At 71.5% G+C, this 21,638-nt stretch carries 16 protein-coding genes; 3 read left to right on the plus strand and 13 right to left on the minus strand.

All coding sequences use genetic code 11. The features are described 5' to 3' along the window. Positions 1–242 precede the first annotated feature (242 nt). Entirely contained in the window at positions 243–1,628 is a 1,386-nt protein-coding gene (locus tag ACIPAE_RS34325; RefSeq protein WP_402450651.1) for a M16 family metallopeptidase, read from the minus strand. After that, entirely contained in the window at positions 1,625–2,992 is a 1,368-nt protein-coding gene (locus tag ACIPAE_RS34330) for a M16 family metallopeptidase (protein ID WP_402450654.1), read from the minus strand. Before ACIPAE_RS34330 ends, ACIPAE_RS34325 begins: the two co-directional genes overlap by 4 nt. Positions 2,993–3,440: 448 nt before the next feature. Here ACIPAE_RS34330 and ACIPAE_RS34335 point away from each other — a divergent pair, with 448 nt between their 5' ends. Both ACIPAE_RS34335 and ACIPAE_RS34340 read left to right on the plus strand, forming a co-directional pair. Continuing rightward, entirely contained in the window at positions 3,441–5,888 is a 2,448-nt protein-coding gene (locus ACIPAE_RS34335) for a DNA topoisomerase IV subunit A (RefSeq protein ID WP_329363982.1), read from the plus strand. Between the two features lie 172 nt (positions 5,889–6,060). Continuing rightward, entirely contained in the window at positions 6,061–7,044 is a 984-nt protein-coding gene (locus ACIPAE_RS34340) for a sucrase ferredoxin (RefSeq protein ID WP_402450656.1), read from the plus strand. Positions 7,045–7,084: 40 nt separating this feature from the next. On the opposite strand, the gene ACIPAE_RS34345 is transcribed toward ACIPAE_RS34340, so the two are convergent. The 6 genes from ACIPAE_RS34345 to ACIPAE_RS34370 form a co-directional block, all read right to left on the minus strand. Further along, complete coding sequence (locus tag ACIPAE_RS34345; RefSeq protein WP_329363985.1) at positions 7,085–8,728, minus strand: cation acetate symporter; 1,644 nt, start codon at positions 8,726–8,728, stop codon at positions 7,085–7,087. Positions 8,729–8,769: 41 nt separating this feature from the next. After that, positions 8,770–9,273: a DUF485 domain-containing protein gene (locus tag ACIPAE_RS34350; protein ID WP_329363987.1), complete on the minus strand. Its 504-nt coding sequence runs from the start codon at positions 9,271–9,273 to the stop codon at positions 8,770–8,772. Between the two features lie 94 nt (positions 9,274–9,367). After that, positions 9,368–10,027, minus strand: coding sequence for a response regulator (locus ACIPAE_RS34355; RefSeq protein ID WP_402450659.1), 660 nt, complete (start codon positions 10,025–10,027; stop codon positions 9,368–9,370). After that, complete coding sequence (locus tag ACIPAE_RS34360; RefSeq protein WP_402450662.1) at positions 10,024–11,178, minus strand: sensor histidine kinase; 1,155 nt, start codon at positions 11,176–11,178, stop codon at positions 10,024–10,026. The genes ACIPAE_RS34355 and ACIPAE_RS34360 overlap by 4 nt, the downstream gene beginning before the upstream one ends. After that, on the minus strand, positions 11,175–11,654 hold the full coding sequence (locus ACIPAE_RS34365) for a DUF1453 domain-containing protein (RefSeq protein ID WP_402450665.1): 480 nt from the start codon (positions 11,652–11,654) through the stop codon (positions 11,175–11,177). Before ACIPAE_RS34365 ends, ACIPAE_RS34360 begins: the two co-directional genes overlap by 4 nt. A 529-nt stretch (positions 11,655–12,183) precedes the next feature. After that, positions 12,184–14,304, minus strand: coding sequence for a DNA topoisomerase IV subunit B (locus tag ACIPAE_RS34370; protein WP_329363997.1), 2,121 nt, complete (start codon positions 14,302–14,304; stop codon positions 12,184–12,186). Positions 14,305–14,709: 405 nt separating this feature from the next. On the opposite strand from ACIPAE_RS34370, the gene ACIPAE_RS34375 reads away from it, so the two are divergent. Then, on the plus strand, positions 14,710–14,940 hold the full coding sequence (locus tag ACIPAE_RS34375) for a hypothetical protein (protein WP_103884849.1): 231 nt from the start codon (positions 14,710–14,712) through the stop codon (positions 14,938–14,940). A gap of 225 nt (positions 14,941–15,165) precedes the next feature. On the opposite strand, the gene ACIPAE_RS34380 is transcribed toward ACIPAE_RS34375, so the two are convergent. The 5 genes from ACIPAE_RS34380 to ACIPAE_RS34400 all read right to left on the minus strand — a co-directional run bounded on the left by ACIPAE_RS34380 (position 15,166) and on the right by ACIPAE_RS34400 (position 21,533). Continuing rightward, entirely contained in the window at positions 15,166–16,002 is an 837-nt protein-coding gene (locus ACIPAE_RS34380) for a serine protease (RefSeq protein ID WP_329363998.1), read from the minus strand. 137 nt (positions 16,003–16,139) lie between these two features. Continuing rightward, positions 16,140–17,696: an RNA polymerase sigma factor gene (locus ACIPAE_RS34385; protein WP_329364001.1), complete on the minus strand. Its 1,557-nt coding sequence runs from the start codon at positions 17,694–17,696 to the stop codon at positions 16,140–16,142. Positions 17,697–17,960: 264 nt separating this feature from the next. Then, positions 17,961–18,923 carry a FadR/GntR family transcriptional regulator gene (locus ACIPAE_RS34390; protein WP_329364003.1) on the minus strand — a complete coding sequence of 321 codons (963 nt, stop codon included), beginning with the start codon at positions 18,921–18,923 and terminating at the stop codon, positions 17,961–17,963. A gap of 51 nt (positions 18,924–18,974) precedes the next feature. Then, positions 18,975–20,747 (minus strand): ATP-binding cassette domain-containing protein, encoded by a 1,773-nt coding sequence (locus ACIPAE_RS34395; RefSeq protein WP_402450670.1) that lies wholly within the window; start codon positions 20,745–20,747, stop codon positions 18,975–18,977. 51 nt (positions 20,748–20,798) lie between these two features. After that, positions 20,799–21,533, minus strand: a complete 735-nt coding sequence (locus ACIPAE_RS34400; RefSeq protein WP_328470254.1) for an NUDIX hydrolase — start codon at positions 21,531–21,533, stop codon at positions 20,799–20,801. Positions 21,534–21,638: the final 105 nt, after the last annotated feature.

A 21,638-nucleotide genomic window follows, 5' to 3' on the forward strand; every position in this document is an offset into this window, starting at 1 on the left:
GGGAAAGCAGCCCCTGAATTCTTGGATCGTTTTTGGACAGCGGGCCGCGGACCACGGAACGGAGAAGCGGGGGCCCGTACGAGGGGTTACGGAGGAACGGGGGCGCGGAGGGGTGCGGCGGGGCGCGGCGGGGTGCGGCGGTACGGGCACGCGCCGTGCGGGCCCGGGAGTGCCGGAACCCCGGCGCGCCGCGCGGGCGGGCCGGGGTTCCGGTCGGTGCGGTGGGCCGGGGGGCCGGTGGGTCAGGAGACGACGGTCACCGGGCCGATGCCCAGCTCCCGTACCGGCTCGGTGATCGCGGCCGCGTCTCCGACCAGGACCACCACCAGGCGGTCGAGCGGGAAGGCGTTGACCACCGCGGCCGTCGCCTCCACCGTGCCGGTCTCGGTGAGCCGGGCGTACAGCGCGGCCTGGAAGTCGTCGGGCAGCTCCTGCTCGACCTGGTCGGCGAACGTGCCCGCCACCGCGGCGGCGGTCTCGTAGCGCAGCGGCGCCACCCCGACGAGGTTCTGCACCGCGACGTCGCGCTCGGCGTCGGTCAGCCCGCCCTCGCCCAGCTCGCGGATCACCCGCCAGGTGTCGGCGAGCGCCGGGCCGGTCACCTCGGTGGCGACCGAGCCGCTGATCGCCAGCAGCGCGGCACCGGTGCCGTCGGCGGAGGAGAGCAGCACCTGGCCGAAGGCGCGTACCCCGTAGGTGTAGCCCTTCTCCTCGCGCAGCACCCGGTCCAGCCGGGAGGTGAGGGTGCCGCCGAGGCAGTAGGTGCCCAGCACCTGCGCCGCCCACACCCGGGCCTGCCGGTCCGGGCCGGTCCGGCCGATCAGCAGCTGGGTCTGCACCGAGCCGGGCCGGTCCACGATCACCACCCGGGCGGTGTCGTCGGAGGTGATCGCCGCGCGGGTCGGCGGCTCGGCCTTGGTGCCGGTCCAGCGGCCGAGCGTGCCGTCCAGCAGCGCGGGCAGGTCGATGCCGGTCAGGTCGCCGACCACCACGGCGGTGGCCGTGGCCGGCCGTACGTGCGCGGCGTAGAAGGCGCGCACGGCGGCCGCGTCAATCCGCCGCACGGTCTCCTCGGTGCCCTGGCGGGGCCGCGAGTTGCGCGCCTCGGCCGGGAACAACTCCTTCGACAGCGCCATCGCGGCCCGGCGGCCGGGGTTGGCCAGCTCGTGCGGGATCTCGTCGAGCCGGTTGGCGACCAGCCGCTTGATCTCGTCGTCCGGGAAGGCCGGCGCCCGCAGCGCCTCGGCGAGCAGGTCCAGCGCCTTGTCCAGCCGGGACGCGGGCACTTCGAGGGAGACCCGCACCCCCGGGTGGTCGGCGTGCGCGTCGAGCGTCGCGCCGCAGCGCTCCAACTCGGCGGCGAACTCCTCGGCGGAGTGCTGGTCGGTGCCCTCCGACAGCGCCCTGGCCATGATGGTGGCCACGCCGTCGAGGTCCTTCGGCTCAGCGGCCAGCGGGGCCGCGAGCAGCACCTCGACCGCGACGACCTGCTGGCCGGGGCGGTGGCTGGTGAGCAGGGTCAGGCCGTTGGCCAGGGTGCCCCGCTCGGGCGCGGGGAACGCCCACGGCTTGGGCTCCCCGGCCTGCGGCTGCGGGTGGAACGTCATGGTGGCGGCGGTGTCGCTCATGCCTCGGCACCCTCTCCCTGCTCGTCCTGCTGGTTCCGCTCGTCCTGGTCGTCGTCCTGCTCGGCGGCCGCGGTGGGCTCGTAGACGAGGACGGCCCGGTTGTCCGGGCGCAGCCGCGCCGCGGCGACCGCCTTGACCTCTTCCGCGGTCACGTCCAGCACCCGCTGCACCGCGGTGAGGGCGAGCTGCGGGTCGCCGAACAGCACGGCGAAGCGGCACAGTTCGTCGGCGCGGCCGGCCACCGTGGCGAGCCGGTCCAGCCACTCGCGCTCCAGCTGGGCCTGCGCCCGCTCCATCTCCTCGGCGGTGGGGCCCTGTTCGGCGAAACGGGCCAGTTCCTCGTCGACGGCCGCCTCGATGGCGGCCAGCTCGACACCGCTGGACGCCTTGACGTCCAGCCAGCCGAGCGAGGGCGCCCCCGCCAGCCGCAGCAGGCCGAACCCGGCGGTGACGGCGGAACGGTCCCGCCGTACCAGTCGGTTGTGCAGCCGGGAGGACTCGCCGCCGCCCAGCACCGTCAACGCCAGGTCGGCGGCATCACTCTCACGGGTGCCGTCCTGGGGCAGCCGGTAGGCCGCCATCAGGGCGCGGGAGGGCACGTCCTCCTCGATCACCTCCCGGACGTTCTCGCCGACCACGTCGGGCAGCGAGCCGTCGCGCGGCTCGGGCTTGCCGTTGTGCGCGGGGATGGTGCCGAAGTACCGCTCGATCCAGCCGAGGGTCTGCTCCGGGTCGATGTCGCCGACCACGGACAGCACCGCGTTGCCGGGCGCGTAGTACGTGCGGAAGAAGGCGCGGGCGTCCTCCAGGGAGGCCGCGTCGAGGTCGGCCATCGAGCCGATCGGCGTGTGGTGGTACGGGTGGCCGTCGGGGAAGGCGAGCGCGCTGAGCCGTTCGAAGGCAGTGCCGTAGGGCACGTTGTCGTACCGCTGGCGGCGCTCGTTCTTCACCACGTCCCGCTGGTTGTCCAGGCTCTCCTGGTCCAGTGCGGTCAGCAGGCTGCCCATGCGGTCGGCCTCCAGCCACAGGGCCAGTTCGAGCTGGTGGGCGGGCATCGTCTCGAAGTAGTTGGTGCGCTCGAAGCTGGTGGTGCCGTTGAGCGAACCGCCCGCGCCCTGGACGAGTTCGAAGTGCCCGTTGCCCTTGACGCTGGCGGAGCCCTGGAACATCAGGTGCTCGAAGAGGTGGGCGAGACCGGTGCGGCCCTCGACCTCATGGCGTGAACCGACGTCGTACCAGAGGCATACCGCGGCGACCGGCGTGAGGTGGTCCTCGGAGAGCACCACTCGCAGGCCGTTCGCCAAGCGGTGCTCGGTGGCTGTCAGGCCGCTGGAGTGTGCCTCCGGCGTGGCCGTGTGACCCATGGGCAAGCTGTCCTTCCGGTCGCTGCTGCGTGACTGCGTAGAGTGCTGCCACTCTAGGCAAGCGTGCCCGCGCCGCGCGAAGTTCCCGCCCGGAACGCGCTCGTGCCGGGTCGCGGTCGGTGTTGTCGGTGCCGCGGTCCACAATGGACCGCGCCGCATCGCGGCGTACGCCCGCCGCCCGTGCACGACCGCGAGGCACGCGGGCGGACGTTTGACGAGCAGGCACACGCAGGACGGACGCACGACCCAGGCACGACCGAGGCACGACAGACGCAGCACCGAAGCGGGACCGCGGCACGACTCACGCGGCACCGCGGCACGACCGACGCAGGACCGCAGAACCGCGGGACCGCGGCACGACCGACGCAGAACCGCAGAACCGCAGCAGCACGCAAGGCACACGCAACGCACCCGAAGGCACCACGCAAGGCAAAGGAGCGCCGCCGAGATGGCCCGCCGCACGACGAAGAGCCCGCCCCCGGACGACGACTTCGAGGAGCGCATCCTCGACATCGACGTCGTGGACGAGATGAAGGGCTCCTACCTTGAGTACGCCTACTCGGTGATCTACGCCCGCGCGCTGCCCGACGCCCGTGACGGCATGAAGCCGGTGCACCGCCGCATCGTCTACCAGATGAACGAGATGGGCCTGCGCCCCGAGCGCGGCTTCGTCAAGTGCGCCCGTGTGGTCGGCGAGGTGATGGGCAAGCTGCACCCGCACGGCGACGCGTCGATCTACGACGCGATGGTCCGGATGGCGCAGCCCTTCTCGCAGCGCCTGCCGCTGGTCGACGGGCACGGCAACTTCGGCTCGCTGGACGACATGCCGGCCGCGATGCGCTACACCGAGGCGCGCATGTCGGGCCCGGCCCAGCTCATGGTCGAGTCGATCGACGAGGACACCGTCGACTTCGCGCCCAACTACGACGGCCAGGAGCAGGAACCCGACGTCCTGCCGGCCGCCTACCCGAACCTGCTGGTCAACGGCTCGTCCGGGATCGCGGTCGGCATGGCCACGAACATGCCGCCGCACAACCTGGGCGAGGTCGTCGCCGCCGCCCGGCACCTGATCCGGTACCCGAACGCGGACCTCGACGCGCTGATGCGCCACGTCCCCGGTCCCGACCTGCCCACCGGCGGCCGGATCATCGGGCTGTCCGGCATCCGCGACGCGTACGAGACCGGCCGCGGCACCTTCAAGATCCGTGCCACCGTCGCGGTGGAGGACGTCACCCCGCGCCGCAAGGGCCTGGTCGTCACCGAACTGCCCTTCACCGTCGGGCCCGAGAAGGTCATCGCCAAGATCAAGGACATGGTCGGCGCGAAGAAGCTCCAGGGCATCGCCGACGTCAAGGACCTCACCGACCGCGAGCACGGCCTGCGGCTGGTCATCGAGATCAAGAACGGCTTCAACCCCGAGGCCGTGCTCGAACAGCTCTACAAGCTGACGCCGATGGAGGACTCCTTCGGCATCAACAACGTGGCCCTGGTGGACGGCCAGCCGCTCACCCTCGGCCTCAAGGAGCTGCTGGAGGTCTACGTCGACCACCGCTTCACGGTGGTGCGGCGGCGCTGCGAGTTCCGGCGCACCAAGCGCCGCGACCGGCTGCACCTGGTGGACGGCCTGCTGGTGGCGCTCGTCGACATCGACGAGGTCATCTCCATCATCCGGTCCAGCGACAACGCGGCGCAGGCCAAGGAACGGCTGATGGACCGGTTCGGCCTGTCCGACATCCAGACCCAGTACATCCTCGACACCCCGCTGCGCCGGCTGACCCGCTTCGACCGGATCGAGCTGGAGGCCGAACGCGACCGGCTCAACGAGGAGATCGCCGAGCTGACCCGCATCCTGGAGTCGGACGCGGAACTGCGCAAGCTGGTGTCGGCGGAGCTGGCCGCGGTCGCGAAGAAGTACGGCACCGAACGGCGCACCGTGCTGCTGGAGTCGGCGGGCGCGCCGGCCGCCGCGGTGCCGCTCGAGGTCGCCGACGACCCGTGCCGGGTGCTGCTCTCCTCGACCGGGCTGCTGGCCCGCACCGGGGTGGGCGAGCCGCTCACCGACGGCTCGGGCAAGCGGGCCAAGCACGACGTGATCCTGTCGGCGGTGCCGACCACCGCGCGCTCCGACCTCGGCGTGGTGACCTCGACCGGGCGGCTGCTGCGGCTGACCGTCATCGACCTGCCGATGCTGCCGGACACCGCGGGCCCGCCGTCGCTGGCCGGCGGGGCGCCGCTGACGGAGTTCCTCGCGCTCGACGACGGGGAACGGGCGCTGTGCCTGACCACGCTCGACGAGTCCTCGCCCGGGCTGGCGCTCGGCACCGCGCAGGGGGTGGTCAAGCGGGTCGTGCCGGACTACCCGTCGAACAAGGACGACCTGGAGGTCATCACCCTCAAGGAGGGCGACGTGATCGTCGGCGCGGTGGAGTTGCGCACCGGCGAGGAGGATCTGGTCTTCATCACCGACGACGCCCAACTGCTGCGCTACCCGGCCGCCCAGGTGCGTCCGCAGGGCCGCCCGGCGGGCGGCATGGCCGGCATCAAGCTCGCGGACGGCGCCCAGGTGATCTCCTTCACCGCGGTGGACCCGGCCGTGGACGCGGTGGTCTTCACCGTGGCCCGTTCCGAGGGCACCCTGGACGGCGCCGGCGAGGGCACCGCGAAGCTGACGCCGTTCGACCAGTACCCGCGCAAGGGCCGGGCCACCGGCGGGGTGCGCTGCCAGCGCTTCCTGCGGGGCGAGAGCGGGCTGTCGCTCGCCTGGGCCGGCCCCGCCCCCGCCCGCGCGGCCACCTCGACGGGCGCGCCCGCCGAGCTCCCGCCGAAGGACCCGCGCCGCGACGGCTCCGGTGTCCCGCTGGCGAAGCCGGTCACGTCCATCGCGGGCCCGGCCTGACGGAAGTCCCGCGCCCGGGCCCCCACGAGGCCCGGGTGCGGAAGCGGGTGCAGGTGCGGAAGCGGGCGGGCGCGGGTGCGGGTACGGGTACGGAAGCGGGCGCGGACCTACGGCTACGGGTCCGGCGGTACGCGTACGGGTCCGCCCCGCCGGGCGCACTAGGCTCGGCGGGGTGAGCCTCTGCACGCGTGCCTCGATCGAACTCGCCGAACCGGTGGCCGCCACCGCGGCGACCGCACGGACCTGGCTGCTGATCGAGCAGCCGGGTCCGTGGGGAGCCAAGGCCCTTCGGTCCAGCCACCTCGACCCGGCGCTCGGCCGCGAACTGGAACGCCTCGCCGACGGCACCGGCGTCCGGCTCGGCCTCATCCGCCGCCCTGGCCGGCACGCCGACACCCATCAGCCGCACCGCCGCCAAGTGATCGCCGCCCACACCGCGCCCGACCGCTCATGGGTTCGCACCGCCGCCCTCGCCGATCCCGCAGAACTGGCCACCCTGGACTTCCCGGCCCTCGGCGCCGGCCACCCCGCCGACTTCGGCACCCGCTACGACGGCCCACCCATCGCCCTCATCTGCACCAACGGCACCCGCGACCGCTGTTGCGCCCTCCACGGCCGCCCGCTCGCGGCCGAACTCGCCACCGACGGCGGCCTCGACGTCTGGGAGACCACGCACCTCGGTGGCCACCGCTTCGCCCCGACCATGCTGGTCCTCCCGCACGGCTACTCCTACGGCCGGCTCGACGCCGCCACCGCCAAGGACGCGCTCAGCGCCGCGCACTCCGGCCGGGTCGCCCTCGAAGGCTGCCGCGGCCGCTCCACCTGGTCCCGGCCCGGCCAGGCGGCCGAGTTGGCGGTCCGCGCCCTGATCGACGAGGACCGCGCGGCAGCGCTGACCGTGCGCGGCACCGACCCCGTCGAGCCGGAACCCGCATCCGGCTCCGGCCCCGACTCCGACCCCGACCCCGACGCACGAACCGCCTGGACCGTACACGTCCACCACACCGACGGGCGGGCCTGGCGGGTCCTGGTCGCCCAGCACGCCGCCACTCCCCCGCGCCCGGAGAGCTGCGGCGCCGCGCTCGGCACCCCGGCCCGCATGGACGTCGAATCCGTCGAACCGATCGACCCCGCCGTGGCCGTACCCGGAGGCTGACGCCGGCCCCCGCGGCCCCCTGCACCAGCCCTCCGGCCGGCTACACCGCGCCCGCTCCCGTCAGCGACCGCACCTCCGTCTCCGCGAACGCCGCCTCATCCGCGGGCTCCCGGGTCAGCACCGTGCCCAGCCAGCCGGCGAAGAAGCCCAGCGGGATCGAGACCAGCCCCGGGTTCTCCAACGGGAAGACGTGGAAGTCCACCCCGGGGAAGAGCGAGTCGGCCTGCCCGGACGTCACCGGAGACAGCACCACCAAGGTCAGTGCCGGAACCAGTCCGCCGTAGATCGACCACACCGCGCCCTTGGTGGTGAACCGCCGCCAGAACAGCGAGTACAGCAACGAGGGAAGGTTCGCCGACGCCGCCACCGCGAACGCCAACCCGACCAGGAACGCGATGTTCTGATCCTGCGCCAGCAGGCTCAGCGCGATCGCCACCGCACCGATCCCGACCGCCGCGAACCGCGCCACCCGCACCTCGTCCTCCTCCATGTGCCCGCCGGGATTGCCCGCGTCCCGCCTGGCCGCATGGCGGGGCCTGCGCCGCACCGTCGCATACAGGTCGTGCGCCACCGACGCCGACGACGCCAGCGTGATGCCCGCCACCACCGCCAGGATCGTCGCGAACGCCACCGACCCCACCACCGCGAACAGCACCGCGCCGCCGGTCGTGCCCGATCCGCCGCCCAGCGCCTCCGCGAGCAGCGGCACCGCCGTGTTGCCCGCCTCGTTCGACGTCCGCACCGTGTCCGAACCGACCATCGCCGCCGCCCCGAAGCCCAGCACGATCGTCATCAGGTAGAACGCCCCGATCAGCCCGATCGCCCACACCACCGACCGCCGCGCCGAACGCGCCGTCGGCACCGTGTAGAACCGCGACAGGATGTGCGGCAGCCCGGCCGTGCCCAGCACCAGCGCCAGCCCCAGGCTGATGAAGTCCAGCCGCGACGTGCCGCTCGCGCCGTACTTCAGCCCCGGCGCGAGAAACGCGTCACCCTGCCCGCTGCCCGTCACCGCCGACCGCAGCAACCAGTCCACGTTTCCATGGAACTTGACCAGCACCATCACTGTCAGCGCCACCGTCCCGCCCATCAGCAGCACGGTCTTCACAATCTGAATCCACGTGGTCGCCCGCATCCCGCCGAACGACACATAGACCACCATCAGCGCCCCGACCCCGATCACCGTCCAGGTCCTGGCCGCCCCGGTGCCGCCGAGCAGCAGCCCGACCAGACTGCCCGCGCCGACCATCTGCGCCACCAGGTACAGGATCGACACCGTCACCGACGCCGTCCCCGCCGCGATCCGCACCGGCCGGTGCCGCATCCGCGCCGACAGCACATCCGCCAGCGTGTACCGCCCGACATTCCGCACCAGCTCGGCGACGAGCATCAGCACGATCAGCCACGCCACGAAGAACCCGACCGAGTACAGCAGCCCGTCGTACCCGAACAGCGCGATCAGCCCGGAGATCCCGAGGAACGACGCCGCCGACATGTAGTCCCCGGCGATCGCGAAGCCGTTCTCCGCCGGAGTGAACAGCCGCCCGCCGGCGAAGAACTCCTCCGACGAGGTGCGCCGCCGCCCCGCCCACGCCGTGATCGCCAGCGTCACCGACACGAACACCGTGAACAGGACGATCGCCAGCCCCTGGTGATCCCCGGTCCCGTCCGCCAGAAACGCCACGCCCGTCGGCTGTCCCGCCGGCCGACTCGTCAACTGCCCTGTCACCGCACCCGCTCCTGCCCGGTCCTGGTGGCCAACGTCCACCGGAGGTCCAGTGCCGCCCGGTCCCGCCGCAGCCGCGCGTGCCGCGCATACGCCCACGTCAGGAGGAAAGTCGTCGCGAACTGCGCCAGCCCCGCGACCATCGCCACATTCAGCTCACCCGCCACCCGCCGGGCCATCAGCCCCGGCGCGGTGGTCGCCGCCACCACGTAGACCAGGTACCAGGTGACAAACGCCGCCACCGCCGGAAACGCGAACCCCCGGTAGCTGTCCCGCACTTCCCCGAACGTCGCGCTGCGCTGGACCTCCACGTACACCGCCGCCCGGATCGCCGCCTCGTCCTCGCGAGGCGCCCGTGGCACCTCCGCGGGCGCCTCGGCCTGTTCTCTGTCCGCGCCCGGACCGGCATCCGGCTCCGGCAGCCACTGCCGTGCCACCGCGGTCTGCCGCCACGGGCTGTCCACCCCCAGCGTCCCCGGGTCTCCCCCGCCGTGCTCGTCCACCGAACTCTCCTCGATCCACCGGCCGGTCGGCCGTGCGGCCAATCATGGACAGAGCGGGAAGATCCAGGTCCAACAAGCCGAAACCTTCACACCATCAGGTGATCCCGTGCCGGTAGGCGTATCCCACGGCCTGAGCCCGATCGCGTGCCCCGGTCTTGGCAAACAGGTTGTTGATGTGCGTCTTTACGGTGGCCATGCTCACGTGCAGCCGCTCGGTGATCTCCGCGTTGGACAACCCCTCCGCCACCAGTGCCAACACCTCCGCCTCCCGTATCGTCAGCCCGTCGGGCAACTCCTCTCCCTCCTGCCGCACCGGGCCCACCGCCGCGCGCTCACCCTGCGCCAGCACATCCAGCACCCGGCGCTGCACCGCCGACGACAACCCCGCCCGGCCCGCGGTCACATCGGCGATGGCCCGGGCGATCTCCTCCCCGCCCGCGTCCTTCGTCAGATACCCCCGCGCCCCGGCCCGCAGCGCCGGGAACAACGAGTCGTCGTCCGCGTACGTCGTCAGCACCACCACCTGCGTGCCCGGGTGCTGCGCCCGAATCCGCCGGGTCGCCTCCACCCCGTCGCAGCGGGGCATCCGCAGATCCATCAGCACCACGTCCGGCCGCTGCTCCGCCACCAGCCGCACCGCCTCCTCTCCATCTCCTGCCGCTCCCACCACGTCGATCCCGGGGAGCAGCCCCAGCAACATCACGATTCCTTCGCGCACCACCGTCTGGTCGTCCGCGACCACCACCCGCGTCACGCGGGCACCCGCAAGCGCACCACGAAGCCCTCCTCTGCCGGTCCGGCGTCCAACGCGCCGCCCAGCAGTTCGGCGCGCTCCCGCATCCCTCGAAGACCGTAGCCCGATCCGGAGACCCCCAAAGAGTTATCCACAGGCGATCGGCCGCCGAAGTCGCGGAACTCCAACTCCACCTCCTTCGGCCGGTACTCCAGGCGGAGCACGACTTCCGCTCCCGGCGCGTGCTTGCGCACGTTCGTCATCGCCTCCTGCGCGACTCTCCGCACCGCGAGCCCGGCCTCCGCCGGCAACTGCCGCGGCTCCCCGTCCACCTCCAACCGTGCTCCCTCCGACGCCACCAGTTCCCGCAGGAACTCCTCCACCGGCGCCATGTCCCCGCGCAGCGCGGACAGCGCCTGCCTCGTCTCGGCCAGCCCTTCCCGCGCCATCCGCCGGGCCGCCACCACCCGCTCCAGCACCACCTCCCGGTCCACCCCCCGCTCGACCAGCAGCCGGGTGGCCTCCAAGTGGACGGCCTGCGCGGACAGGCTGTGCGCGAGCACGTCATGGATCTCCCGGGCGATCCTGGCCCGCTCGGCGAGCGCCGCCGTCTCCGCCTCGGCCTTCCGCGCGGCCCGCTCCTGGACGAGCAGCCGATGGGTGTTACCGCGCGCCTCCGCGTCCAACCGCACGGTGTAGCCCGCGAGCGACAGTCCGAGCGCGGTCAGCGTCGTCACCAGCCAGTTGTCACCGCTGTCGAACAGCGCGAAGACCGTCAACGCGACCGCCGCCACCGCAAGCCCCACGGCCAGCGGCAGCCGCTCCAGCGCCAGCACCGCGCAGCCACACCACAGCATCACCGCGGGAAGAGTCGCGTCCAGGCCCGCCGCGATGGCGCCCCCTGCCACCAGCAGCGCGAGGATGCCCAGCGCCGGCCACAGCCGGTGCCGCAGCGTGGTCCGGAAGTAGCACCACACCACCCCGTACAGGACCAGCACCCCAAGGCACGCGCCCAGGGTCGCCCAAGGGCTCAGTTCGCCTCTGGCGATGATCCCCCACATCGAGGCGGCCGCCAGCACCAGCCGGATGCCCCGCCCGATCCTGCGCCGGGCCCGTGGCCGAATCTCACGGGACAACGCCTCCTGAGAGGGCCAGGACGTCCAGGTGCTCATGAGACCGTACGGTACGACGGCCCCAGGCTCTGGGCTCGCCAGAAGAGCACCCCGCTGCGTATGAGCAGTGTCGCGGCGACCGCGAGCAGCACCGAGGACGAGCTCTGGTGCACGCCCACCGCGGACGCGACCGCGTAGAGCCCCACGCGCACGGCTATGCCCAGCACCCATACCGCCAGGGTCGCCTTGGTGCCCTTCGCCATCACCCGGCCGTCGGACTCGGTCCACAGGTGGGTGGTCGTGGCCCAGACGATCCCCATCACGGCACCGATCACCAACTCCGCGGCGAGCAGGGTCACGGCGGCATGCTCATGTTGCCCGTCGATCAGGCCGCCTCCGTCCCGTATCGCCAACACGAGCAGAACAGCGGGCATGAGCCACCACCGGCCGCCCGCGACGGCACGGGGCCTGAGCTGGCGGGCGAGCACCACCCCGATGACCGCGAGGATCACCAGCGCGTTGACCAGACCGGACATGGCAGTTGCCTCCGAAGGGCGATTCGACGATGGGCTATGTCCTCGAATCTACGGAAATCCACTGGTCAGCGGATCAAGCCGTGGGTTGAAAAACGTTCTCCACCCGGGGGTGGAGAAGGGGCCGGCCCGGGTTGAGCCCAGCCGGCGGCCGAGCCGTTCGAGCGGGTCCGACGCGGCCTCGCACGCGCCTCACCGCGCGGGTGCGCCGGCGGGACAGGATGACAGCCATGCTCCTGAAACTGGGCGCCTCCCAGGCGCGGACGGACGCGGAGTTCGCCGCCGTCCTGACCGCACTGGGCGCGAAACTCGGCAACGCAGCCGCCGAGGGCCCCGGCTGCTGGGGCAAGGACCTGTCCTACGCCACGATCGCGACGTCATCGCCGACGCCTGCGCCAAGATCCGCGTGCGGAAGTGAGAACCAGGCCCCGCCAAGTGGTTCGCCGCGACCACGCGCGCCCGCCCGCTCCCGCGTTGACGGGGAGCGGGCGGGCGCGTGTGCCGGATGGCGGGAGGCTCGTACGGCCGCGGTTCAGACGTCGATCCGTGCGCGGTCCAGGGTCGAGGCGGAACTGGAGATGAACTCCTTGCGCGGCGCGACCTCGTTGCCCATCAGGAGGTCGAACGCCTGCTCCGCGGCTTCGAGATCGCTGATGTTGATCCGGCGCAGGGTGCGGTGGCGCGGGTCCATCGTGGTCTCGGCCAGCTGATTGGCGTCCATCTCGCCGAGGCCCTTGTAGCGCTGGATGCTGTCCTTGTAGCGGACGTTGCGCCGGTTGAGGTCCTGGAGGGTCTGGCGCAGTTCCGCGTCGGAGTAGGTGTACAGGTACTTGTCCTGCCCCTTCTTGGGCTGGACGAGCTCGATCCGGTGCAGCGGGGGGACGGCGGAGAAGACCCGGCCCTCCTCGACCATGGCGCGCATGTAGCGCTGGAAGAGGGTCAGCAGCAGGCAGCGGATATGGGCGCCGTCGACATCGGCGTCGGCCAGGAAGATCACCTTGCCGTAGCGCGCCTGGTCGATGTCGAAGGTGCGCCCGGAGCCGGCTCCTATCACCTGGATGATCGCCCCGCACTCGGCGTTCTTGAGCATGTCCGAGACGGAGGACTTCTGCACGTTGAGGATCTTGCCGCGGATCGGCAGGAGTGCCTGGAACTCGGAGTTGCGCGCCAGCTTGGCGGTGCCGAGCGCCGAGTCGCCCTCGACGATGAACAGTTCGCTGCGCTCGACGTTGTCGCTGCGGCAGTCGGCGAGCTTGGCGGGCAGCGAGGAGGTCTCCAGCGCGGTCTTCCTGCGCTGCGCCTCCTTGTGCTGGCGGGCGGCGATCCGGGTCCTGGCCGCGGCGACGGCCTTCTCCAGGACGGCCCGGGCCTGGCCCTTGGTGTCGCGCCGGGTGGAGGTCAGGAAGTCCTTGAGCTCCTTGGTCACCACGGCGGCCACGATCCGGTTCGCCGCCGAGGTGCCCAGCACCTCCTTGGTCTGCCCCTCGAATTGCGGCTCGGCCAGCCGGACGGTGACCACCGCCGTCAGCCCCTCCATCGCGTCGTCCTTGACGATGTCGTCCTCGGCGACGCGCAGCAGTTTGGTGGCGCGCAGCACCTCGTTGACCGTCTTGGCGACCGACCGCTCGAATCCGGTCACATGGGTGCCGCCCTTGGGCGTCGCGATGATGTTCACGAACGACTTGAGCGAGGTGTCGTAACCGGTGCCCCAGCGCAGGGCGATGTCGACACCGAGTTCGCGGGTGACCTCGGTGGGGGTCATGTGCCCGCGGTCGTCGAGTACGGGGACGGTCTCCTTGAAGGTGCCGCTGCCGGTCAGCCGCTGCACGTCGCAGATCGGCTTGTCGGGGGCGAGGTACTCGCAGAACTCGCTGATGCCACCGTCGTAGTGGAAGACGTCCTCGACCGGCTTGTCCTCCTCGATGCCGCGCTCGTCGCGCACCACGATGGTCAGGCCGGGGACGAGGAACGCGGTCTGCCGGGCGCGCTGGTGGAGGTTGTCCAGGGAGAGCTTGGCGTCCTTGAGGAAGATCTGCCGGTCGGCCCAGTACCGCACCCTGGTGCCGGTGCGGGTGCGCGGGATCTTCTTGGTGCGGGTCACGCCGCTGGCCGGCTCGAAGGGCGCGTCGGGGCCGGACTCGGTGAAGATCCCGGGGACACCGCGGCGGAAGCTGATGCTGTGGGTGTGGCCGCCGCGGTCCACTTCGACGTCCAGGCGCGCGGACAGCGCGTTGACCACCGAGGCGCCGACGCCGTGCAGACCGCCGGAGGCTGCGTAGGAGCCGCCGCCGAACTTGCCGCCGGCGTGCAGCTTGGTCATGACGACCTCGACACCGGACAGGCCGGTCTTGGGCTCGACGTCGACCGGGATGCCGCGGCCGTTGTCCCGCACCTCGATGGACCCGTCGGAGTGCAGCACGACCTCGATCCTGTCGCCGTGGCCGCCCAGCGCCTCGTCGACGGAGTTGTCGATGATCTCCCAGACGCAGTGCATCAGTCCGCGACTGTCGGTCGACCCGATGTACATACCGGGTCGCTTGCGGACGGCCTCGAGACCTTCGAGGACGAGGAGGTGCCGCGCGGTGTAATTGGAACCGTCACGATCTGCGCCCGTCAGCAGCGCGGCGGGCGGCACGGATGTTTCGGCGGTCACGCGGGCAGCTCCTCGGTCAAGATATTCAGCCGTGTCGGTGAGAGGGTACCGATGCGGGGCAGGTGGACACTGCCGCGACCCGGCATCTGGATGGTTCATCCTAGTCCTCGTCGAGCAGGCGTTCGATAACCCGCGCGAGTGATACACATGTCACGTTCCCAAAGAGGCATGAACCATTTAGGCTCCGGGCACGTCCTCTCCAACAACCCGGTTGCCAGCCGGGGGGCGATCCGGACAACAGCTCCACACCCGACATCCGCCGCAATTGACTCCTATTCGCCGCCAATCGGTAACACCCGGTCACACCGAGGACGGTTCCGAGAAAAAGCCGTCAGCGGGAACGTTTTCGGCCTGGTTGGATGTTGACCCTGGTACGACAGCTCGTCGAGCTAGAGAAGAGGCGACGTGACTACTGTTCTGACCCCCGCGAGTCCGCTGACAGCGGGCGACCGCTGCGACCGTTGCGGCGCTCAGGCCTACCTGCGTGTCGTGCTCATCAGCGGCGGAGAGCTGCTCTTCTGCGCGCACCATGGCCGCAAGTTCGAGCCCGAACTGAAGAAGATCGCAGCCGAGATACAGGACGAGACCGGTCGGCTGAACGAGACCCCGGCGTCGACGGGAGACGACGAGCGCTGAGCCTTCAGACCAGCGACGAGTTCGGAGCCGCGGGCGGACGGACCCCTTGAGGGGGTGTCCGCCCGCGGGTTTTCCCGGGCCGCCGTCAGGTCCCAGACCCAGCCGGTACATCTCAGGCCGACCGGTACACCCCCGGACCCATCGGGCGCCCACCAGGGCCGTCGGTTCGCCGACGGTCCGTGTGGCGCGCCGCGACGGGCCATCGATTCCCTGCGCCGCGCTGCGTCACATGTGCTGTGCGATCAGCGCCTCCATCGCGGACACCCGCGTGTACACACCCGGGTAGTCCGCCATCGCGCAGCCGTTTCCCCATGACACCAGGCCGACCAGCCGGCCGGCGACGACCAGCGGACCGCCGCTGTCGCCCTGGCATGCGTCGTGCCCGCCCTGCTGCGCGCCCGCGCACATCATCGACGCGGGCACATAGCTGCCGACGCTACCGCCCGGGTACGCCTGCTCACACACCGAGTCGGCGAAGACCGTGACGTTCGCGGTACGCAGCGCGGACGCGTAGTCACCATTGCCGGTGGTGTCCCCCCAGCCGTAGACCTGGGCCTGGGTGCCCGGGCGGTAGGAATCCGTGTCCGAGGGTTCGGCCATCGGGATTGCCGCGCCGTCGGGCAGCGGCTCCGCCAGCGTGATCACCGCGACGTCGTTCGCGTTGGTGGTCTGGTCGAAGTCCGGGTTCACCCACACCTTGGAGAGCCGGAGCTCCTCGCCGCTGTCACCGGTCAGGTCGGTGCGGTCCGCGATGACCCTGAGATCCGGCAACTGCTGCCAGTCGGACACGCCCAGCGCCTCCTTGCCGAAGCAGTGCGCGGCGGTGACCACCGTGCGGGCCCCGACGGCCACGCCGCCGCAGAACTGGCCGGATCGGTCGTCGCCGAAGCGGGAGCGGCTGGACAGGGCCACCACCCAGGGCTCCTGCTGGGTCGTGGTCGGGGTACCGCCCACGACGACCTCATGGGCCGCTGCCGGGGTGGCGGGCAGCGCCAGCGGCACCACCAGAGCCGGCAGCAGCGCGACTATCGCCGCGATGACGGTACGGACACTGAAACGCATACGGCCTCCTGACCCTGTGAATCACTCTGCATACCCAGAGTCATCGACAGGTCAGGAGGCCGCATCCGCAGAGGCAACCGTCCCTGGGCCGCCCCAGACGCCGGTTCAGCGCCGGGGGCAGGCCGGGTCGGGGGGCGTCAGTCCAGGTAGTCCCGCAGGACCTGGGACCGCGACGGGTGGCGCAGCTTGGACATCGTCTTCGACTCGATCTGGCGGATGCGCTCGCGCGTCACTCCGTAGACCTTGCCGATCTCGTCCAGCGTCTTGGGCTGCCCGTCGGTGAGGCCGAAGCGCATGGAGACCACGCCCGCCTCGCGCTCCGACAGGGTGTCCAGGACCGAGTGGAGCTGCTCCTGGAGGAGGGTGAAGCTCACCGCGTCGGCGGGCACGACCGCCTCGGAGTCCTCGATCAGGTCACCGAACTCGCTGTCGCCGTCCTCACCGAGCGGGGTGTGCAGCGAGATGGGCTCACGGCCGTACTTCTGGACCTCGATGACCTTCTCGGGGGTCATGTCGAGTTCCTTGGCCAGCTCCTCCGGGGTGGGCTCGCGGCCCAGGTCCTGGAGCATCTGGCGCTGGACGCGGGCCAGCTTGTTGATGACCTCGACCATGTGCACCGGGATACGGATGGTGCGGGCCTGGTCGGCCATGGCACGGGTGATCGCCTGACGAATCCACCAGGTCGCGTAGGTGGAGAACTTGAAGCCCTTGGTGTAGTCGAACTTCTCGACCGCACGGATCAGGCCGAGGTTGCCCTCCTGGATCAGGTCGAGGAAGAGCATGCCGCGGCCGGTGTAGCGCTTGGCCAGCGAGACCACGAGGCGGAGGTTGGCCTCCAGCAGGTGGTTCTTCGCCCAGCGACCGTCCTCGGCGATGATCTCCAGCTCGCGCTTGAGCTTGGGCGCGAGCTTGTCGGCCGCCGCGAGCTTGTCCTCGGCGAACAGACCGGCCTCGATCCGCTTGGCGAGCTCGACCTCCTGCTCGGCGTTGAGCAGCGGGACCTTGCCGATCTGCTTCAGGTAGTCCTTGACCGGGTCGGCGGTGGCGCCGGCGACGGCGACCTGCTGGGCAGGCGCGTCGTCCTCGTCGTCGTCGGAGAGCACGAAGCTCTCGGACTCCGGCTTCTCGGCATCCTCTTCGCCGCCCTTGCCGGGCGCGGCGTCCTCGATCGACTCGTCCGTCTCGGCGTCGTCGCCCGAGGACTTCTTCGTCGTCGCCTTCTTCGCCGGGGCCTTCTTGGCAGCCGTCTTCTTGGCCGCGGTCTTCTTCGCGGGCGCCTTCTTGGCTGGGTTCTCCGCCTCCACCGATGGCTCCACCGTGGTCTCGGCCTCGGTCACCGCCTCCGGGGCGGGGGCCTTGGGCGCTACGGTCTTCTTGGCTGGGGCCGCCGTCTTGGTGGCGACCGTCTTGGTGGCAGTACGTTTCGCCGGGCTCTTGGCTGCGACGCTCTTACGGGTGCGCTTGGGCGCCTCTGCGGCGGTCACCATCAGCGTCACACCCTCCTCGTCGAGGACCTGGTTGAGGCTGCGCAGAACGTTCTTCCACTGGGTTGCCGGAATCTGGTCCGCTTCGAACGCCCGACGCACATCGTCGCCGGCGATCTGGCCCTGGGCCTTACCCTGCTCGATGAGCGCCATCAGAGACTCGGATTCGGCGATCTCGGACGGGAGCGTACGGGATGTGCTGGCCGACACGAACAACCTCTCGGAACGATGGGAACGACTGAGTGGTACCGCACAGCGACTCGGCATCAGTCCTGACGCCGAATATTCGGTTGAACATTGCGTGTGCGGCGGCCACCTCTTAAGTCATCGCACTGCCTCGCCAAGCGTTACGCCAAGCTTACGTGGCCCGAGTCACACCCCATAACGTACTGATATCTACCAGAACCGGGCATCTCGCACACATGGGGCCGCCGCCGACCCCCGGATCGGGGTCCGCGGCGGCTCCCGGGGCGATCAGTTCTTCTCGCGGGGCGCCGGGACCACGTGGTCGGCGGCGGGCGCCGCTGCCGGCTCGGTCGGCGCGGCCAGCAGCTGGCGCATGGCCGCCTCGGCGGTGCCGCCGTCACCTTCGGCCAGCGCCTCCACGATCCGGTGGTGCAGGCCGACCGAGGTGTCCCCCGGACGCTCGCAGCCGGTGGCCAGGCCGCCGGAGACGTGCAGGGCGGCCGACACGATGCCGGACAGGTGCTCCAGCATCCGGTTGCCCGCGACCTGGAGCACCAGGGTGTGGAACTCTGCGTCCGCCCGGCTGAAGGTGAGCGAGTCGCCCTGGGCGCTGGCGTGGGCCATGATCTCGGCCATGTCCGCCAGCCGCTGCTGGACGTCCTCGCGGCCGTGGCCGGCCGCCAGCCGGGCGGCGACCGGCTCGATGGTCGCGCGCAGTTCGAGCAGTTCGCGGCGCTGGTCGTCGCGCTGCGGACCGAAGGCGCGCCACTCGATGATGTCGGGGTCGAGCAGGTTCCAGTCACTGACCGGGCGGACCCGGGTGCCGACGTTCGGCCGGGCGCTGACGAGGCCCTTGGCCTCGAGCACGCGCAGGGACTCGCGCACCACGGTGCGGGAGACCTCGAAGCGCTGGCCGATCTCCTCGGGGACCAGCGGGCGATCGGCGCCCAGGTCGCCCGAGACGATCATCTGACCGAGCTGCTGGACGAGTTGGCCGTGCAGACCACGGCCGCGGCTGCCTCCGGCGCGGCGGCCGACCCGGCTCATGTCAGGTTCCACGCCTTCCCAGGCGTGGAGCCCGGGGCGTTCGGTGCCGGGGGCATCGGTGTACGGATAGCGATCGAGCTCGCCCGAACCGGCGATACCGGAGTCGGCGGAACGGGCCGCGGTCATCATGGAATGCGCAAGGGTACTCACGCATCCTTTGTCGGCGATGCCGAACCCGGCCTTGAGGGCTTTGCTGAAAAGCACACGAAAGGGTGAGCACTCATCACCTGATAATTGACGTTTTTTCTGGAGGATTCACCCATCCTCGCCAGGGAGCGGCGCACTTGCTCCGGTGGACACGGCAGTTGACCGCCGCTCCTGCCGCCGCCCGCGCAACGCGCTTGCCGTGAAAGCGCCGACCAGCACGGTGAGTGACAACGCCAGCCCCAGGAAAAGGGGTTGGCCGACGAAGCGCAGCGCGCCGCTCACGCCCCCGCCACCCTGGGACACGCCGCTCACCACCGACCACAACGCCTCGCCGGCGTCACCGAGTTCCCTTGCCTGCGGCCCACCGAGCAGCGCGCGCACGGCTGGTACGGCGAGCAGCGGCACCGCGAGCACCGCGGACACTCCGAGCGCGGTGGTGCGGAAGACCGCCGCCGCCAGCACCCCGGCCCAGCAGCACCCGACCGCGAGCGCGGCGCAGCCGGCCAGCGCGGCGGGGTGGGCGAGCGGGTCCGGTGCATGACCGCGGGGGACGAGCAGCCTGAGGGTGGCGACGTCGACGGCGGTGGCCGCCGCGGCGAGCAGCAACGCCGTCACCGCACCGACCACGAGTTTGGCGCCGAGCAGGCGGGGGCTGCGGGGCTCGGGGCCATGGCCTGGCCCGAGTGCCGGGTAGCGGAACTCCTGGCCGTAGCTGAGCGCGCCGAGCAGTCCGGCCCCGATCGCCGCCGCCGGCAGCGGTAGTTCAGGCGCCCAGCCCGACAGCATGTGCAGGGCCGAGCTGTGCGCCACTCCGGTCCGGGCGATCAGCACCGCGCCGAGCGCCGAGCACAGCAGCGCGCCGAACACCGCGGGCCAGGGTGTGCGCACGCCGAAGGCGCGACGAGCCTCGTACCCGATCGGGCGGACCGGGCCAGGACGGCGCCCGATGCGTCGCGACCGCCGGGCCTCGGTCCGCTGCCGCGGCACGGCCGCCTCCTCCGGATCGGCCTCGGCCCGGTCCCGGTCGAGCCGGTCGGCACTGGTGTCGGCCAGCTCGTGCAGCAGGATGCCGTGCCGGTAGGCGGTCTCCCCCACCACCGCGGACGTCGTGCCGTACACCGCGATACGACTGCCGCTCGCGGCGACCACCTCGGCGCCGTCGTCGCTGAGCAGTTCGGCCAGCCGTTGGGCGTAGGGCGACCGCACCGCCACGTAAGGACGCAGCCGGCTGCGCGCGAACTGCGCCGCGGCCTCGTCGGCCACCAGCCGGCCGCCGTCCAGCGCGAGCACGCGGTCGGACGTACGGGCCAGCGCGCCGGCGTCCCGGCCGGCGAGCAGGACGGCGCCGCCTTCCGCAGCGTGCCGGCGCACCAGTTCATGGACCCAGGCGGCCTCGCGCGGCAGCAGACCGTGGGCGGGGTCGTCCAGGATCAGGGCGCGCGGACGGGTGAGCAACGCGACGGCGAAGCCCAGCCGGCGGTCCATGCCGAGCGAGTGCGTGTCGAGCCGCTCGTGCGCCACCGCGTCCAGGCCGACCGCCTCGAGGACCTCGTCGGCGCGCGCGAGCGGCAGTCCGTAGGCGGAGCAGAGCATGCGCAGGTGGCCGCGGGCACTGCGGCGGGGGTGCCCGGGGACGTCGCCGAGCACGGCACCGATCTCGTGGGCGGGGCGGGCCAGTTCGTGCAGCGGGCGACCGTCGACGAGGGTGGCGCCGCGGCCCGACTGCACCCCCAGCAGCAGGCGCAGCGCGGTGGACTTGCCCGAGCCGGCCGGTCCGAGCAGGCCGGTCACCTCGCCCTCCCGCACCTCGAAGGTCAGGTCGGCGACGGCAGGCGGGGTGTTGCGACGGGACAAGCTGGTCAGTCCGATGGCCTGGATCACTCCAACACCATAGCGCTGAAATACCCAATAAAACGGACAAAAGCCCCGAAATTACACCTCTGGTCGGAGCATCGGCGGATTGAGCAGCGCCGCACCCCCGGCCCTGAACAACTGTGCCGGGCGCCCGCCCTGACGGGTCGTCGTGCCTCCGGTCGGCACGAGGAAGCCGACCGTCCCGGTCACCTTGCGATGGAAGTTGCGCGGGTCGAGCGCCACCCCCCACACCGCTTCGTACACCCGCCGCAGCTCCCCGACGGTGAACTCGGGAGGGCAGAAGGCCGTGGCCAGCGAGGAGTACTCGATCTTCGACCGGGCCCGCTCGACACCGTCGGCGAGGATGCGCCCGTGGTCGAAGGCGAGCGGGGCCGCGTCGCCCGGGTGGTCCTGACCGTTCTCCGCCAGCAGCGTGCCGACCGGTGCCCACCGGGCACTGCGCGCGTCGCCGCCGGCGCGAGGCGCCGGCAGGTCCGGCGCGAGCACGAGGTGCGCCACGCTGACCACCCTCATCCTCGGGTCGCGCTGCGGATCGCCATAGGTGGCGAGCTGTTCCAGATGGGCGCCGTTCTGGGCGCGCAGCCCCGTCTCCTCGGCCAACTCGCGGGCCGCCGCCTGCGAGAGGTCCTCGTCGTCGCGGACGAAACCACCAGGCAGCGCCCACCGGCCCTGGAACGGAGGCTCGCCCCTGCGCACCGAGAGCGCACACAGCGCGTGATGTCGCACCGTGAGCACCACCAGGTCGACGGTGACGGCGAAGGGCGGGAAGGCCGACGGGTCGTAGGGCGACATGACGCGATCTTAGTCGTCTCCCTGACGATAAACAGCCCGATCGACTCTCTTGACGATCAGGTGGCGTCAATTCCCAGCCACCGCCCCTGGCGTCCCACACTCCCC

The sequence above is a fragment of the Streptomyces sp. NPDC087270 genome (assembly GCF_044744625.1).
GTDB lineage: Bacteria > Actinomycetota > Actinomycetes > Streptomycetales > Streptomycetaceae > Actinacidiphila.